Annotated in this window: 14 protein-coding genes; 6 read left to right on the top strand and 8 right to left on the bottom strand. The window is 35.2% G+C overall.

Annotated elements, in window-relative coordinates; all coding sequences use genetic code 11:
* Positions 1–6: 6 nt before the first annotated feature.
* Positions 7–2,469, top strand: a complete 2,463-nt coding sequence (locus AC51AA_RS10045) for a TonB-dependent receptor (RefSeq protein ID WP_500701972.1) — start codon at positions 7–9, stop codon at positions 2,467–2,469.
* 64 nt (positions 2,470–2,533) lie between these two features.
* Positions 2,534–3,256, top strand: coding sequence for a hypothetical protein (locus AC51AA_RS10040; RefSeq protein WP_500701971.1), 723 nt, complete (start codon positions 2,534–2,536; stop codon positions 3,254–3,256).
* Positions 3,257–3,405: 149 nt separating this feature from the next.
* On the opposite strand, the gene AC51AA_RS10035 is transcribed toward AC51AA_RS10040, so the two are convergent.
* From AC51AA_RS10035 to AC51AA_RS10010, 6 genes are all read right to left on the bottom strand, one after another.
* Entirely contained in the window at positions 3,406–4,107 is a 702-nt protein-coding gene (locus AC51AA_RS10035; protein ID WP_500701970.1) for a DUF2971 domain-containing protein, read from the bottom strand.
* Between the two features lie 133 nt (positions 4,108–4,240).
* Positions 4,241–6,070: an ABC transporter ATP-binding protein gene (locus AC51AA_RS10030; RefSeq protein WP_500701969.1), complete on the bottom strand. Its 1,830-nt coding sequence runs from the start codon at positions 6,068–6,070 to the stop codon at positions 4,241–4,243.
* A gap of 112 nt (positions 6,071–6,182) precedes the next feature.
* Entirely contained in the window at positions 6,183–6,365 is a 183-nt protein-coding gene (locus AC51AA_RS10025; protein WP_500701968.1) for a hypothetical protein, read from the bottom strand.
* A gap of 4 nt (positions 6,366–6,369) precedes the next feature.
* The gene (locus AC51AA_RS10020; RefSeq protein WP_500701967.1) at positions 6,370–8,097 is read right to left on the bottom strand and encodes a phospho-sugar mutase; all 1,728 of its coding nucleotides are present in this window, start codon (positions 8,095–8,097) and stop codon (positions 6,370–6,372) included.
* A 123-nt stretch (positions 8,098–8,220) separates the two neighbouring features.
* Positions 8,221–9,177 carry a glycosyltransferase family 2 protein gene (locus AC51AA_RS10015; protein ID WP_500701966.1) on the bottom strand — a complete coding sequence of 319 codons (957 nt, stop codon included), beginning with the start codon at positions 9,175–9,177 and terminating at the stop codon, positions 8,221–8,223.
* Between the two features lie 8 nt (positions 9,178–9,185).
* Positions 9,186–9,719 carry a DUF4199 domain-containing protein gene (locus AC51AA_RS10010; protein ID WP_500701965.1) on the bottom strand — a complete coding sequence of 178 codons (534 nt, stop codon included), beginning with the start codon at positions 9,717–9,719 and terminating at the stop codon, positions 9,186–9,188.
* A gap of 249 nt (positions 9,720–9,968) precedes the next feature.
* On the opposite strand from AC51AA_RS10010, the gene AC51AA_RS10005 reads away from it, so the two are divergent.
* A complete protein-coding gene (locus AC51AA_RS10005; protein WP_072958980.1) occupies positions 9,969–10,220 on the top strand; it encodes a type B 50S ribosomal protein L31 in 252 nt (83 codons plus the stop codon).
* Between the two features lie 175 nt (positions 10,221–10,395).
* Entirely contained in the window at positions 10,396–11,571 is a 1,176-nt protein-coding gene (locus tag AC51AA_RS10000; RefSeq protein WP_500701964.1) for a GlmU family protein, read from the top strand.
* A 61-nt stretch (positions 11,572–11,632) separates the two neighbouring features.
* Here AC51AA_RS10000 and AC51AA_RS09995 read toward each other — a convergent pair whose 3' ends face one another.
* Complete coding sequence (locus AC51AA_RS09995; RefSeq protein WP_500701963.1) at positions 11,633–12,076, bottom strand: PepSY-like domain-containing protein; 444 nt, start codon at positions 12,074–12,076, stop codon at positions 11,633–11,635.
* A 317-nt stretch (positions 12,077–12,393) separates the two neighbouring features.
* Between AC51AA_RS09995 and AC51AA_RS09990 the strand changes: the two genes are divergently transcribed.
* Positions 12,394–14,070, top strand: coding sequence for a S41 family peptidase (locus AC51AA_RS09990; RefSeq protein ID WP_500701962.1), 1,677 nt, complete (start codon positions 12,394–12,396; stop codon positions 14,068–14,070).
* Between the two features lie 126 nt (positions 14,071–14,196).
* A complete protein-coding gene (locus tag AC51AA_RS09985; RefSeq protein WP_500701961.1) occupies positions 14,197–15,831 on the top strand; it encodes an ABC-F family ATP-binding cassette domain-containing protein in 1,635 nt (544 codons plus the stop codon).
* A 76-nt stretch (positions 15,832–15,907) separates the two neighbouring features.
* Here AC51AA_RS09985 and AC51AA_RS09980 read toward each other — a convergent pair whose 3' ends face one another.
* Positions 15,908–17,065, bottom strand: a complete 1,158-nt coding sequence (locus AC51AA_RS09980) for an ABC transporter permease (RefSeq protein ID WP_500701960.1) — start codon at positions 17,063–17,065, stop codon at positions 15,908–15,910.

Below are 17,065 nucleotides of genomic sequence, written 5' to 3'. Positions count from 1 at the left end.
AAACATTTGAATAGTCGTAAGTTAATATTCGGTTTTCTTTTTTTATGGATTTCCTGTATTTCATTTGCTCAAAATGCTCATGTTAAAGGGATTATTTTAGATGGTGAAAATCATCCAGTTGCCGATGTGAATATTTCTGCATTAGGAGTGGTTTCTCAATCAAATTCAAATGGTTTTTATGAAATTCAAGTACCTGCTAATAAGAAGTTGTCCTTGATTTTTACGCATGTTTCCTTAAAAATGATGACCCTTACCGTTAGCTTACTGCCCAATGAAATCTTTGTTTTTAGCCCAGTTATGAGTGATTCTCAAGAGCAAATGGGAGAGGTTTTTGTTAAGGGGAAAAACAAAAAGAGAATCCAAGGGATCATCAATATTGAAACCACTACTCTGAAAAGGATTCCAGGTGCAAACGCCGGAATTGAAAATATTCTAAAGACATTGCCGGGGGTAAATTCAAATAATGAACTCAGTACGCAATATGCAGTGCGTGGTGGGAATTATGATGAAAATTTGGTTTATGTAAATGAAATTGAAGTGTATCGACCGTTCTTAATTCGGTCGGGTCAGCAAGAAGGGTTGAGTTTTACCAATAGTGATTTGGTACAGAATGTTGATTTTTCTGCAGGAGGATTTCAGGCTAAGTTTGGGGATAAGTTATCATCGGTTTTAGATATTACCTATAGAAAGCCTACTGCGTTTGGTGCTGCTTTTGAGGCTAGTTTTCTCGGAGGAAGTGTGACTGTTGATGCTGTTTCAAAAAATAAAAAATGGTCTGCCGTTACAGGTGTTCGCTATCGAAATAACAGTTTATTGGTTAATAGTCAGGATACTCAAACCAATTACAAACCTACTTTTGCGGATATTCAGACCAACATCAATTATGATATTTCTAAAAAATGGCAAATGAGTTTTTTGGGGAATATCTCTCAAAACAGATATGTATACCAGCCCTTAACACGTGAGACCAATTTTGGAACCATAGCACAGCCTATGAAGCTTGCTGTCTATTATCAGGGGCAGGAAAAAGATCAATACAATACTTATTTTGGTGCGTTAAAGACGACCTATAAGGTTTCTTCCAGTTTTACTTTGAAGTTAATTGGTTCTCTTTTTCATACCACCGAACAAGAATATTTTGATATTTTGGCGCAATACCGCCTCGGTAGTATGAGTGGCGAAGAAACGCCTAATGGGGAAACCGTCGATTTTACACGAGGGATCGGTTCACAGCTGAATCACGCTCGAAATGATTTAGATGCGGTAATTGCCAATGGTGAAATCAAAGGGTTTAAAGAATGGCGTGATAGTCAATTAGAATTTGGTTTAAAGTATACTAGAGAATCCATTCGGGATCGGGTAGTAGAATGGGAAGTTGTAGATTCAGCTGGGTTTTCTATAAGGCCTCCAATTGGTTTTCCTAAAAACAATCAACCCTCCGAGGCTTATGTTGGGCCGTTGGTTCCTTATCAAGATGTTCGGGCCACTAATTTCAATACCATCAATAGATTTTCTGGATATGTCCAATGGAGTCAAAAAACGGCTATAGGGTCTAATGACGTTTGGTATAATGTGGGGGCTCGTTTTCAGACTTGGAAAGTCTTAGGTGGGATTGAGCAGGGGAAAAATCAAATTGTTTTTAGTCCACGTGCTCAATTTTCAATAAAACCCGATTGGGATATGGATATGATTTTTAGACTCTCAACAGGCTTCTATCATCAGCCTCCCTTTTATAGGGAACTTCGCGATTTGGATGGGGTAGTGAATCCCAATGTGAAAGCACAAGAGTCCGTGCATTTGGTGTTGAGTAATGATTATAACTTCAAAATGTGGGGCCGTCCTTTTAAATGGGTGACGGAGCTATACTATAAGTCGCTTTCAGACGTTAATGTATATTCGATCGATAATGTTCGCATTCGGTATGTGGCAGATAATAATGCCAAAGCATACGCACAAGGAATCGATTTTAGACTCAATGGTGAATTTGTTCCGGGAACAGAATCATGGATTAGTGTTGGGTATTTAAAAACAGAAGAAAACTATGAAAATAAAGGATATATAGCCAGACCAACGGATCAACGATTAAAATTTGCGATGTTGTTTGAGGATTATATGCCCAATATTCCCAGTGTTAAATTGTATCTGAATTTGATTTACAATACGGGATTGCCAGGGGGGGCTCCTGCTTATTCGGATCCTTATGGTTATCAAGGTCGATTGAAGGACTACCGTCGGGCGGATATCGGTTTTGCTAAAGTTTTTATTGATAGCCGTACGAAAATTGCCAAAGCCAATTGGTTAAAAGGTTTTAAAGAATTGACCGTTGGGTTGGAGGTTTTTAATCTTTTTGATAATCAAAATGCTATTACCAATACCTGGGTTCGAGATGTGTATTCCAAACAGCAATACGCAATTCCGAACTACATGACTTCTAGAGTTTTTAATGTAAAGCTTAATGTGCGCTTGTGATGAATTAAAGCAGAAATAATACAATCAAAAATACTATATTTGATATTCCAATATAATGAGATACATGAAAAAATCCTTAAAATATATAGCCTTAGTAATCATCGCAACCTTAGTGAGTTGTAAGGATGAAGTTAAAAAGCCGAAAGTGATTTATGATGGTGCTGGCAAGACAAATGCGGTAGCGAAAACGGATTCAACGCAGATTGAAATAGCGGATTTGCCTATTCAGTTGGAGGGAACCAATTATTTGATTCATCCTGTTGGTGATTTGCGTGTTTATGAAAAAGGGACAAAAGCACGTTATGGTTCTTCAAGTGTAAACGATGTGAGTTTTACCATTTCTAATTTAGGAGAGTATGAAATTACGGGTTATTTGCAAAATTTGAAGTTTCAAAAAGTAGATTCAGATTCTATTCGACCTCTAACCGATAAGCCTATATTAATTTTAACGGCGACCTATTTAAAAGCAGTAGCGGACCAAACTCAGAATAAAGTAATGGTATATACTTTAACTGATACAGACACAAACAAAGACGGAAAAATAGACACTAGTGATATTAAAACTTTGTATTTAAGTGATATCAGTGGAGAGAATTTCACTAAAGTTTCTGAAGATCTTCAGGAGTTAGTAGATTGGAGTTTGATAGCGTCTAAAAACCGTTTGTATTTTAGAACTATTGAAGACACCAATCAAAATGGACAGTTTGATAAAAACGATGTCTTGCATTATAACTATATCGATTTGGCTTCTAAGAAATGGGAGGTAAAAAATTATAAGCCGATATAAGGGCTCAGCACGATGGAAAGTTTTTTTAAACTTTGCTCAAATGGAAAAACCGCTTTGAAAATTGTATATTCAAAGCGGTTTTTTAGTTTTTGTTGTAAAGGGAACACGGTCTAAATGTTTTGTGTTATGACAATGTACTGCTGAAAAACTTAAATCAGTATGTCGCTTTCTAAGTCTGATTTTTCAATTTCAAATCCAAAACCCAGACGTTCGACCAATTGAATAACGAGTTTCTTGTACCAGTTTTCAGATTTGGGATGGATGTAGATTTTTTCAATTAATTGTGAAAGGTCGACGTTGATTTTTATTCCGTCATTTAATTTAATAGTGCTTTTTGAGGTATCGGTAATGATACGAACTTCGCGTTCGTATTGAAAACTTTTTCGCTTGAACAAAAAGGGGAAGAATAAATCGTCAAAGGGAATGTATTCTTTTTTGTAATCGATATAATTCACCTCGCCAATATATTGATCAAAATTATTCTCGGGATTCAACGCTTTTTGTAGTCTTCCAATGGTTGATTGAATGGCTAATCCTTCACTGTTTTGAGTGAAAATCTGCCACATGGCAAAGGATTCGTATTCGTTGATGTGCCAACTGCTGATGGCTACTTGTTCGCGATGGGTTTTGTAGTATTTTAAAAAGTCTGGATTATCAATGGCTAGTTTCTTGATCTCTTCAAAGGTGGGCTCGCTGAAGGTTCCTTCGTATTGATCCTCGAACTTATCAGAGCGGGACATGAATAGTTTCTTCCACATTAGTAAATCTAGAAACTTAGAAAGGTCCAAGTATTTCCAAACAATTGTATCAGGGTCATCTGGAAGTTTGATGTTCGGATTGTTGAGATACATTTTTTATGGATTAAAATTACATAATAAAAAAAGCCACAGATTATATAGTTAAAAATACGATTTTAATTCAGTTGAGGCGAAAAATAATCAGTATTTATCTACGAAATCTGTGGCTAAATAATTTAGCTGTTATTTAGGATTCGAAGGACTGCATCGTTACCAGTTTGTTGTAGGTCCCGTTATGTGCAATTAATTCTTCATGGTTTCCTTGTTCCACTATTTTTCCTTTTTGCATCACTACGATCAAATCGGCTTTTTGAATGGTTGAAAGACGGTGTGCAATGACAATGGATGTTCTGTTTTGCATCATGTTTTCTAAGGCGATTTGGACGAATTTCTCGCTTTCGGTATCCAATGCAGAAGTAGCTTCATCCAAGATCATAATTGGAGGGTTTTTCAATACTGCACGTGCAATTGACAAACGCTGTTTCTGTCCACCAGAAAGTTTGTTTCCACTGTCTCCAATATTGGTGTAGATACCCAAAGGTAAATCATTTACAAATTCGTAAGCATTGGCAATTTTTAACGCTTCAATAATTTCTTCATCAGTGGCATCTAGTTTTCCTAAAGCGATGTTGGCTTTGATGGTGTCGTTAAACAAAATGCTATCTTGAGTAACCAATCCCATTAAAGCACGAAGTGATTGAAGGTTGATGTCTTTGATGTTGGTTCCGTCAATTGAAATGGTACCCTCGTTCACGTCGTAAAAACGAGTAAGTAAATTAGCGATCGTACTTTTTCCACTTCCGGATTGTCCGACAAGGGCAACTGTTTGTCCTTTTTTAATTTGAAGAGAAAAATCTTTTAAAACTGTTTCGTCTTCGTATTTAAAGTTGATGTTTTCTATGCTGATATCATGGTCAAAAGTGGTTTTGTCCACGGCATCGACTTTGCTTGTTATCGGGTTTTCTTGGTCTAATATTTCTAAAACACGTTCTGCTGCAGCATTTCCTTTCTTTACCCCGTATGAAGCCTTAGAGATTGCTTTTGCAGGAGTTAGGATGTTATAGGCTAATCCCATATAGGCGATAAAGGAAGGGCCGTCAAGGGTTTTTTCAATCAAAACCATTTGACCTCCATACCAAAGTAGGATGGCAATTACGGTAATCCCCATAAATTCACTTGCTGGTGAAGCTAAGTTTTGACGGTTACCTATGGAATTAGATAAAGTGAAAAAACGCTGCGTAGAGTTTTGGAAAACCGTATTGAAATAATTTTCGGAATTGTATCCTTTAACCACCTTAAGACCTCCAATGGTTTCTTCAATAGTGGATAAGAAAGTTCCTTGTTCTTGTTGGGCTTTACTGGATTGTTTTTTAAGCTGTTTTCCAATCAAAGAAATGATGTATCCGGATATAGGAATGAAGATAAAAACAAATAAAGTCAGTTTGGCACTGATGATTAACATGGCCACAATGGTGAAGACAATAGTTAAAGGTTCTTTAACGATAAGTTCTAAGATGGCTAAAAACGAAGTTTGGACCTCGTTGACATCGGCAGAAATTCTCGAAATAACGTCTCCTTTTCTTTTTTCAGAATAAAAAGCCAAAGGCAATTCAAGTGTTTTTTTATACAGGGCATTACGCATATCTCTCAGTACGCCATTTCGTAAAAAAGTGATAAAAAACATAGCCATATAATCGGCTAAGTTTTTCAGTAAGAAGATGGAAATAATTAGGGCAACCATTACCGAGAGTACAAATCCAGGATTGTTTGGATCTGTATGTGTGGTGATGTAGTAACTCAAATAGTTTTCACCATATTCTTTGAGGTGGGCAATTCCTTCGTAGGTGGGCATTACGTAGTTCTTTTTGGTTTTATCAAATAAAACCTGCAGCATTGGGATCAGTGCCATAAAAGAAAGTGTACTGAAAAGGGCATACAAAACATTGAAAAAGATGTTTAGCAATGCGTACTTTTTATACGGGTATATAAAAGGAACTATTTTTTTGAAATTACTCATTTATTTGTGGATGTTATTTTCTGCTATAGCAATGGCTTTGTCCAGTTTCTCTAGCAATAATTTTTTTTCAGGTAATTGGGTTAGATATGCTGAAACTTTTATTTGTTCATTGTTACAATTTTGCACACACTGTGTGCAAAATTGTAATACTATTAATGGTTTTTCCTATTTTCCAGTACAGCAGTGTTAATTCCTGATTGACCGTTTTGGCAACAAAATGACGAGTCTGATCTATTAATCCAATAATTGAATTTAAGAGTTCAGGTTTGTTGTTATGGTCAATTTTGTCGCTCATTTTCTTATTGTAATTGCATTCCAGCAATGATCTTTTGTATTTTTTCGTCTAAGAAACTTTCTGCAGCGTTAAAATTTTCAACCGAATCTAATTCGGCATTGACACTGATGTAGAATTTAATCTTTGGTTCAGTTCCACTTGGTCTAGCGCAAATTTTAGAACCATCTTCTGTGTAATAAATCAATACGTTTGATTTTGGAATGTCCATGGTAGTGGTTTCACCGTCCAATAAATTCAAAGCAGTTGATGCTTGGTAGTCTTCGACCATAATCACACGTTGTCCGCTAATTTCTTTCAAAGGGTTCTCACGTAAATTAATCATCATTTGATTGATTTCCTCCAAACCTTCTTTTCCTTTTTTAGTCAAGGAAACCAAGTATTCTTTGTAAAGACCATTTTCAACATAAAGTTGTAATAGTTCTTTGTATACGCTGCTTCCTGCTGCTTTTGCTTGCGCAGCAACTTCACAGATTAATAAAGTAGCGGCAACAGCATCTTTGTCTCTAACGGCATCACCCACCATGAAACCAAAACTTTCTTCACCACCCCCAATAAACTCGAGTTCAGGAAAGTCTTTGATCATTTTGGCAATCCATTTAAAGCCAGTTAAGCCTACTTTGCATTCTACTCCATAGCTTGTGGCTAATTCCATCATCATTGGAGTGGAAACGATAGTAGAACCAACGAATTGTTTTCCATTGAGTTTTCCTGCTTTTTTCCATTGTTTCAATAGAAAAGAAGTCATTAAAATCATGGATTGATTTCCGTTTAATAAAATCATTTTGCCTTCATTGTTACGAACGGCAACGCCTAAACGATCACAATCAGGATCAGTTCCTATTACGATATCAGAATTGGTTTTGTCTGCCAATGTCAATGCCATTGTTAGGGCTTCAGGTTCTTCTGGGTTTGGAGACTTAACCGTGGGGAAATCTCCGTTTGGTTCCGCTTGCTCAGGTACAATATGGACATTGGTGTAACCCGCTTGAGATAAAGTATCTGGTATTGATTTTATAGAAGTTCCGTGTAATGAAGTAAAGACCACTTGTAAGTTTTCTTTAGCTTCAGCCGGAGTATTGAAACTTGCGTTTTCGATGGACGATTTTATAAAAGCTTTGTCAACTTCAGTATCGATATACTGAATCAAGCTTTTGTTTTCGTTAAACTTAATTTTATCGTAAGCTAAATTTTCAATGATATTGATAATGGCTTCATCTTCTGGTGGTACAATTTGTCCTCCATCTTCCCAGTATACTTTATATCCATTGTATTCTGGCGGATTATGAGAAGCGGTAAGTACAATTCCACACTGACAATTTAAATATTTAAGCGCAAATGACAATTCTGGAGTCGGACGTAAATCAGAGAATAAATACACTTGGATGCCGTTTGCTGAAAAAACATCGGCAACTACTTTGGCTAGTGTATTGCTGTTATGACGACAATCATAGGCGATAACCACTTTTAAAGGTTGGTTGGGGAAAACCTGATGTAAATAATCGGATAGCCCTTGTGTATTTTTTCCTAATGTGTATTTATTGATTCTATTGTTTCCAACACCCATAACACCACGCATTCCACCAGTACCAAATTCTAGGTTTTTGTAGAAGCTTTCCTCAAGTTCTTTTGGTGAGGTGGTCATTAATTCCTTAATAGCAGCTTGTGTCTCGTTATCAAAGGTAGGTGTCAACCATTCGTTTACAGCATTCAAAATATTAGGTGCTATATTCATTTTGTGTCTTTTTTTATATTTGATTCAAAATAATAATCGGTCTCAGGAATCTTGTCCTAGTCGGCGATGGTTTTTCTCTAGTTAAAGAAAAAAAGCCAAGGCCCCACGATTAGTCTTTTTAGATTAAAAGTTAACTTCTCTTGCTACTTTGTAGCGCTCCTCGTTGTTTTTGGTTCTTAGAATAATTTCTCCTAAAAAGCCAGCTAAAAACAATTGGGTCCCTAATATCATAGTAGTTAAGGCAATAAAAAACCATGGGTTACTCGTTACCAAGCTATATTTCATACCATTATACATATGGTATAATTTAGAAACACCTATATACCCAGCAGCTAAAAATCCAATGATAAACATGATGGATCCCATAGCGCCAAATAAGTGCATAGGTCTTTTACCGAAGCGAGATAAAAACCAAATTGTAATTAGGTCTAGGAAACCGTTGATAAAACGTTCCATTCCAAATTTAGTTTCGCCGTATTTACGTGCCTGGTGTTGTACGACTTTTTCGCCAATTTTACCAAAACCAGCGTTTTTGGCCAAAACAGGAATATAACGGTGCATTTCGCCCGACACTTCTATGTTTTTTACCACTGTATTTTTGTAGGCTTTCAAACCACAGTTGAAATCATTGAGTTCTACTCCTGAAGTCTTTCTTGCTGCCCAATTAAATAGTTTTGAAGGAAGATTTTTAGCTACAACAGAATCGTAGCGTTTCTTTTTCCATCCAGAAACCAAGTCGAATTTTTGAGCTGTAATCATTTCGTACAATCCTGGAATTTCGTCTGGACTGTCTTGTAAATCAGCATCCATGGTGATGATGACATCTCCTTTTGCTTTTGCAAAACCAGCATGTAAAGCTTGTGATTTACCGAAATTCTTCATGAAACGAATTCCCTTTACATTTGAATTTTCGTTAGAAAATCCCTCAATAATGTTCCAAGAATCATCTGTACTACCATCATCTACAAAAATGATTTCATAAGAGTAATTGTTAGATTGCATCACTTTAATAATCCAAGTGTAGAGTTCTTTCAGTGATTCCTCCTCGTTTAGAAGCGGTATAAGTATAGATAAATTCATTTATATTTTTATTCTTGTATAGTAGTTTTACTTTTGAAAAATGCAGCTAAAATTAATCCTAAAATTGAGTAGCCAACAATACTGAAAACTAATGCCTTCAACTGTTCTAAAGTAGAAAAAGGGCTATTTTCTTTCATTTTGGTTAATGCTTCGTTTATGGCAGAAGATGGAGTTCCAAATTTCTGTAAAGTTTCAGCCATATATCGGATAAGCAAATCGTTTAAAGTTGCTTTTGCTTCAGGATCGATCACATTAAACAATATGATGCTAAAGGTCGTTGAAATAGCAAGACCTATTATACTAGCTATAAAAAAAGTGGTGAACGCATCTTTATAAGAGAAAATACCTTTGATGTCTTTTCTAGTTTTTATAAGTAATAAAATACCAATTACTAAATAGAGAGCAAATGTTAGTCCGCCAATCCAGCCTGAAACAAATAATTTTAGGTCAATTGCATACATCGTTGCAGTGATTAACGCTAAAACAACGCCTAATACAATACCATAAGTAATTCCATTCTTTTTAATAACTTCATTAATCATATTTTCTATGTGTTTTAAAATTAATCCACAAATATAGCAATTCCCAATATATTCGGTGATAAAAAAGCTTTGTGAAATTAACTAAAAAAAAGTGTGTTAAAGATTTGTAGATTAAAAAAGAATTGTAAATTTGCAGACTTAAAATAATTAAAAGTTTTTAAACAAAAAGAGTATCCTTTGTTTACACCTTTTTCTAACCATGGAAAAGCTTCAAAATGAAAATGCTCTAAACAATAAATAAAAGAAAAGATGAAAAAAGGAATCCACCCAGAGAATTACAGATTAGTTGCATTTAAAGACATGTCAAATGATGACGTTTTTATCACTAAATCTACAGCAGATACAAAAGAAACAATTGAAGTTGATGGAGTTGAGTATCCAGTTGTGAAAATGGAGATTTCTAGAACATCTCACCCTTTCTATACTGGTAAATCTAAACTTATCGATACTGCAGGACGTATTGATAAATTTAAAACAAAATACGCAAAACACGCTAAATAATAATAGCTGTTTTTATTTATACAAAAGCCTTCCAATTGGAAGGCTTTTTTTTGGCTTTTTTTTAAATTGTTAGGGATTTAGAAAACAGGGGAGTTAATGTTACAAATAAAATATTTGTAACTTTGAAACCGATAACCAAATCAAATTTTAACAAATTGACAAATCAAATTACAATATGAATTATATTTTATTTGACGGACCTGTCCGGAATGCCTTATTACCTTTTACCTTTACTCGACCTGTTGCCGATATCTTAATCGGAATCATGACCATACGTCAAAAGTGGGAAATGCATTTAGGTTCAACCACTACTACGATCACCGAAGAATACCTTTCAGAGAAATATCCGATGGTAGAGCTTGAAGAAAACGTGATGATCAATGCTTCTTTTTTACCTAATGCTGATTTAGCGGATCTTGTTTCTGATTTAAGAAATAATCAAGCGATTTTTAAAGGGGAAGAAGTGATTGCTTTTTTTACTACTGAAAATCAAGAAGAGGTTGATTTCGATACCTATGAAATCATTCAGTATACAGGAGACTGTATAACAGTGGAGCATACTTGGGATATTTTTTCTAAGAATGATGCTGCCATCCGTGAAGATTTTAATTTCTTAACCGAAGATAGAAAATCACAACCTATTCCTAAAAGTGTCAATGTAATTGCTCCAGAGAATATCTTTATTGAGGAAGGTGCCAAACTAGAGTTTGTTACTTTAAATGCTTCAACAGGCCCCATCTATATTGGTAAAAATACCGAAATTATGGAAGGCACTTCCATTCGTGGTCCTTTTGCTTTATGTGAAAATGCATCAGTAAAAATGAATGCCAAAGTGTATGGAGCCACTACAGTAGGTGTGGGTTCTAGAATAGGAGGAGAGGTTAAAAACTCGGTGCTTTTTGCTAACTCTAATAAAGGACATGAAGGGTTTTTAGGAGATTCTGTTTTAGGAGAATGGTGTAATATTGGCGCAGATACCAATAACTCGAATCTGAAAAACAATTATGAGGAAGTGAAATTATGGAGTTATGAAACAGAAGGATTCGCTAAAACTGGACTTCAGTTTTGTGGTTTAATGATGGGAGATCATAGTAAATGTGGTATTAATACCATGTTCAATACAGGAACAGTAGTGGGGGTGAGTGCTAATATTTTTGGTTCTGGTTTTCCACGCAACTTTGTACCTAGTTTTTCTTGGGGAGGAGCGGCCGGTTTTACTACCTATGTTACTAAGAAAGCTTTTGAAACGGCTCGTTTGGTGATGGGACGACGAAACATTGATTTCGATCAAACCGAAGCGGCCATTTTGGAACACATTTTTGAAGAAACAAAAAAGTGGCGTAAAGACTAAAAAAATAAAGAGTCCGATTTGTAAAAATCGGACTCTTTATTTTTTTGATTAAGTTTGTTTATTATTTATCTATCTTTCTAAAATCTCCTTTAGAGTTAAATTTTAACTCTAAACCGTTGCTTAGTTTAACCTCATAGCCTAAAGTTTCTTTTTCTATTTTAGTTATTCTCTCTTTGGAAAAATTAGCTTTTACATAAGTAGCAATTGGTTTGGGGATAATCGAGTTGGGGATTTTACTGTTTTTTCCATCGACTTCTTTCCAGTTTCCTTTTTTGTCAAATTCTATTTCTGTGTTGTCAGCAAACTGTACTTTGTATTCTTTAGACAACAGGTCTTTGTCTTCGAGTATATAAGTAGGTTTTTTTGATCCAAAGTGGTTCTTTAAAAAAGTTTGCGCAGAGGCAGGTAAGGCAGCTTTTGTGATTACCAGTTTTTGTGCATTTGCAGAAAGTCCAAATATTAATCCTGCGATTAGGCAAGTGCCCAAGTTTAATTTTGTGCTCATAGTTTTCTGATTTTTAAATTCTTACACTAAGATAAGATAAAAAAAATATTAAATGTAGGATTAATTGTAAAACTAGATTTCAAAGTTTAGAGTTTAAAAATTAAGACCATTGGAGCCAGAATTAGAGATAAGGTTAAAAGCTTAATGAAGAAGAGATGAATTAGCTAAATAAAGAGTTTGATGATTTAAGATTGAAGTTATTTGCACCATAAAGTGTTGTTGCTTAAGGTACTTTCTTTAGCTTAAAATTAACTTTTTTGTAGGATTTTTTTTGTTCCTAATTACCCTATATTGCTTACTAAAAAAAAGTAAAATCTATGAAAGGTAAATTTTTATTGTTTGCATTATTTTTAGTTCAGGTTTCTTTTTCGCACAATAGTATCTCTGAAGAAAAAAAAGTCGAAGACTTCATTAGGGTTTGGGGATTGTTAAAGTATTATCATCCTGAAGTTAGTAAGGGAACATTTGATTTTGATCAGGAATTTATTAAAGAATTTGAAAAGCTTGAGACTATTAAGTCTCAAGAGAAATGGAATGAGGAAATAATAAGATGGATAAATGAATTTGACCTAGGAAAATCTAAATTTAAATGGGGTGAAAATCACCAGGAAACTGCTCAGCTTTTTGCCAAAAATATCGACTTTCAATGGATTGATAATGCTAATTTTGAAGGAGGGCTACAACAGCTTTTGAATAAAATTAAAAATAATGTTGCCTATAAAGATTTCTATGCTTCCAGAGATTTTTTAACGAATTCTGTGGATTTCGAAAAGGATAAAGCTTTAGAGTCTTTTAATGTAAGAGAGAAATCGCATCGTTTATTGTTTTTGGCTTCTTTTTGGAACAAAATGAATTATTGGAATGTCAATATTTATTTAACCAAAGTGCCTTGGAGTGATGTATTGGTAGGTGCAATTCCTGATTTTATACAGAATGATGCTGTGAAGTTTGAAAAAGCTAAAGAAAAGCTGTTTAGTAAATTAAATGATTCTCATGCCAATTATACCTATAGTTATACCTTAGGGACCTTGGTTAATTTTCCTGATTTTGGAGGAAGAATTGTAAATGACTCTCTTGTTGTTACTAATCTGTATGGTGAAAAAGCAGTGAAGCAAGATGTTATTGCTGTAGGGGATGTTATTTATTCAATTGAAGGGAAAAGTGTAAAAGATTACTATACTCAAAAATTTTCTGATGTCATAAGTGTATCCACTGAAAATTATTTAAAACGCGCCATAGAGAAGAGTTATCTGTTGGCATCGATTGGTGATTCTATTTCGGTATCTTTTTTGAGAAAGAGTGGGGAAGTTTGTACTAGATCCATACCATTGAAAAAGCTGAAATACTATGCTGAAAGATATACTAGGCTTAGTCCAGAGAAAGTACAGAATTGGAAGATGTTAACAGCTGATATTGGATATTTGAATTTAGATTACATTGACGAAAAGGATTTGGAACAAGCTTTTGATCAGTTTAAAAACACAAAAGGTATTGTAATTGATTTGAGGAATTATCCCCATACTATGTCCGAGGCTGATTTGACTAAGTATTTGTATCCACAGAAAAAGTTGTTTATAAAAATTCTGGGTCCTTTAATGCCATCCTATGGAAAGTACGATGTTCAGTCTAGGCTTAAAGTTTTAAAAAATCCCTTTGTTAGTGGGGAAAATAATAAGAATTATTACAAGGGGAAGGTAGTGCTTTTAGTGGATCGATCAACTGCAAGTCGTGCTGAATTTATTGGTATGGCAGTTCAGCAAGCTCCAAATTGTTACACTATGGGAGAACAAACTTTTGGTGCGGTTATGAATCGAAATCTAGTTCCTTTGACTGATAAAACCAAAATTGATTTTACTGGCATGGGAGGATTCTATCCTAATGATCAAAATGTACAAGGAAAAGGATTGCGCATTGATTATGTAATCAAAGAGACGGCTAAAAACTTCAATAAGGAATTGTATATTGAGCAAGCGGTTAAAGTAATTCAAAATTAATGGTCTAATTCTCAAATTGCCACATTTTCTAATTGCCTAATTATCTAATTAATCTATCTTTGCGCTTTCAAAAAATACTTGCTAAGAGATCTATAAATCTAAGCAGTCTAAAATCTAAAGATCTAAATGATTACAGTTAATGATATTTCAGTTCAGTTTGGTGGAACTACACTTTTTAGCGATGTTTCTTTTGCTATAAATGAAAATGATAAAATTGCCCTTATGGGTAAAAACGGTGCGGGAAAATCGACACTTTTGAAGATAATCGCTGGTCAAAGTAAACCGTCTACTGGAAGTATCTCGGCTCCAAAAGATGCTGTAGTGGCTTATTTGCCTCAGCATTTATTGACTAAAGATGGGTCTACTGTAATGGAAGAAGCTTCGAAAGCTTTTGGTGAGATCTTTCAAATGAAAGCTGAAATTGATGAAATCAACGAGCAATTAACCGTTCGTACAGATTATGAAAGTGACGCGTACATGAAATTGATCGAAAGAGTTTCAGACTTAAGCGAGAAGTATTATGCTATTGAAGAGGTAAATTACGAAGCAGAAGTGGAGAAAATTCTAGTTGGTTTAGGGTTTGATCGTGAGGATTTCTCTCGTCAAACATCTGAGTTTTCTGGAGGATGGAGAATGCGAATTGAATTGGCTAAAATTCTTTTGCAAAAACCAGATTTGATCCTACTGGATGAGCCAACGAATCACATGGATATTGAAAGTATTCAATGGTTAGAAGATTTTTTGATCAATTCAGCAAAAGCGGTAGTGGTTATTTCACACGATAGAGCCTTTGTAGATAATATTACCAATCGTACCATTGAGGTGACTATGGGAAGAATCTACGATTACAAAGCGAAGTATTCTCATTACTTAGAGTTGCGTAAAGACCGTCGTATTCACCAGCAAAAAGCATACGATGAGCAGCAGAAAATGATTGCGGACAATAGAACGTTTATTGATCGTTTTAAAGGTACCTTTTCTAAGACGGATGCCGTGCAGTCTCGTGTTAAGATGTTGGAAAAATTAGTGATCGTACAAGTAGATGAAGTGGATAATTCAGCATTGAAATTGAAATTCCCAGCAGCTGCTCGTTCAGGGCAATATCCAGTTGTAGTAAAAGAACTTTCTAAGTCGTACGGAGATCATGTTGTTTTTAAAGATGCCAATATTGTAATTGAAAGAGGAGAGAAAGTGGCTTTCGTAGGTAAAAATGGAGAAGGAAAATCGACCATGATTAAAGCCATTATGAAAGAAATTGGTATTGATGAGGGAAGTGTTGAGATAGGTCATAATTCACAAATCGGATACTTTGCTCAGAATCAAGCTTCTTTGTTGGATGAAAATGCTACAATTTTTGAAACTATTGATGCTATTGCCGTGGGTGATGTTCGTACGCAGATCAAGAATATTTTGGGGGCCTTTATGTTTCAAGGGGATGATATCACCAAGAAAGTAAAAGTGCTTTCAGGAGGAGAAAAAACGCGTTTGGCCATGATAAAATTATTATTGGAGCCTGTGAATTTATTGATTCTGGATGAGCCTTCGAATCACTTGGATATGAAAACCAAAGATATTATTAAAGATGCCTTACGTGATTTTGACGGAACTTTAATTTTGGTTTCTCACGATCGTGATTTCTTGGATGGATTAGCCACTAAGGTTTTTGAATTTGGAAACAAAAGAGTTAAAGAGCATTTTGAAGATGTGGCTGGTTTCTTAGCGCATAAGAAAATGGACTCTATGAGAGAGATCGAAAAGTAATTTTTTTTACTTTTTTGAATATATAAAAGGCACTTCATTTTGAAGTGCCTTTTTTTATGGAGTGCTGTCAAGGAGTCTAGGCTTCTTTTAGGCTTTTTTTCTTCTTGAAATACAAGGCAATATAAGCGGTAATGAAACAAACTAAGCCTATTATGATCATGTTCCAGATGGGCTTTGTGGTTTGTGAAAAAGTACCATCTTCGATAATCAGTATCCTAAAAGCTTTTAAAAAGTGAGTCAAGGGAATAACGTTGGCAATGGCTTGTACCACTTGAGGCATTTGACTTAAAGGCCAGGTAAAACCGCTTAGAATAAAACTAGGAGTGGCGATGACCATTAAAATTTCAGTGGCTTTTAGTTGGTTGGGAACCAAGATGCTCACCAGTATGCCAATGAAAGAAACCGAGAGCACAAATATGCCCGCTATAAAAGTCAGGGGAAGTAAGTTCTCATAAAAAGGAAGTCGGAACCAGAAGGTGAATGCCCAATAGATCAGCCATATACCAAAGCTCATTAGCAGGTAGGGGATAATTTTTACGGCTAATAGTTTTAGAGTAGAAGGACACCTTTTTATTAAATCCTTAAAAGTGCCACTCTCGAATTCTGAAGCAAAAGAAAGGGCAAGTCCTAATAGGAGGACTTGTTGTAAGACGGTAGCCAAAACACCGGGCCAAAGAAAATACATATAGTTGGTACTTCGATTGTATTTTTTGATAAAGGTCGTTTTGAAAGGCTCGTACTGTGATAGCAGTAGGTTTTCCGGTACACCTTGTTTTCTGAGAGTCTCGATTTGAATACCCGCTTTTAAGGTTCCAAGACAGACCTGTATGGCTGTGGAGGCATAATTGGCTGTTAGGACATTGGAGGTGTTGACAATGGTGGTGATTTCAGGATATTTTTTGGTAAGGGTCATTTTTTCAAAGCCCTTTGGAATAATAACCACGCATGCCGCTTCTTTTTCTATGGCTAGCTGAGAAAGATTATGCTGATCATACAAAATAGAAGCAATGGATAGAACTTCGTTGTCTTGAAACATCTCAATGGCTTTTGCGCTTAATTCAGTTCGGTCTTGATCGACAACCAATATGGGGAGGTCGGTTACTTTGCCTTTGCCATAGACATACCCTAATAAAACACCATAGAGTATAGGAGCACCGATAAAAAGCAATCGAAGTACTTTGTTATTCCAAAATAATTGGAATTCCTGTTTAAGCAATGAAAAGAAATTTGACAT

Source organism: Flavobacterium sp. OHVDL-2026-0007 (assembly GCF_059882335.1).
This window is presented reverse-complemented; position numbering and strand designations above follow the sequence as displayed.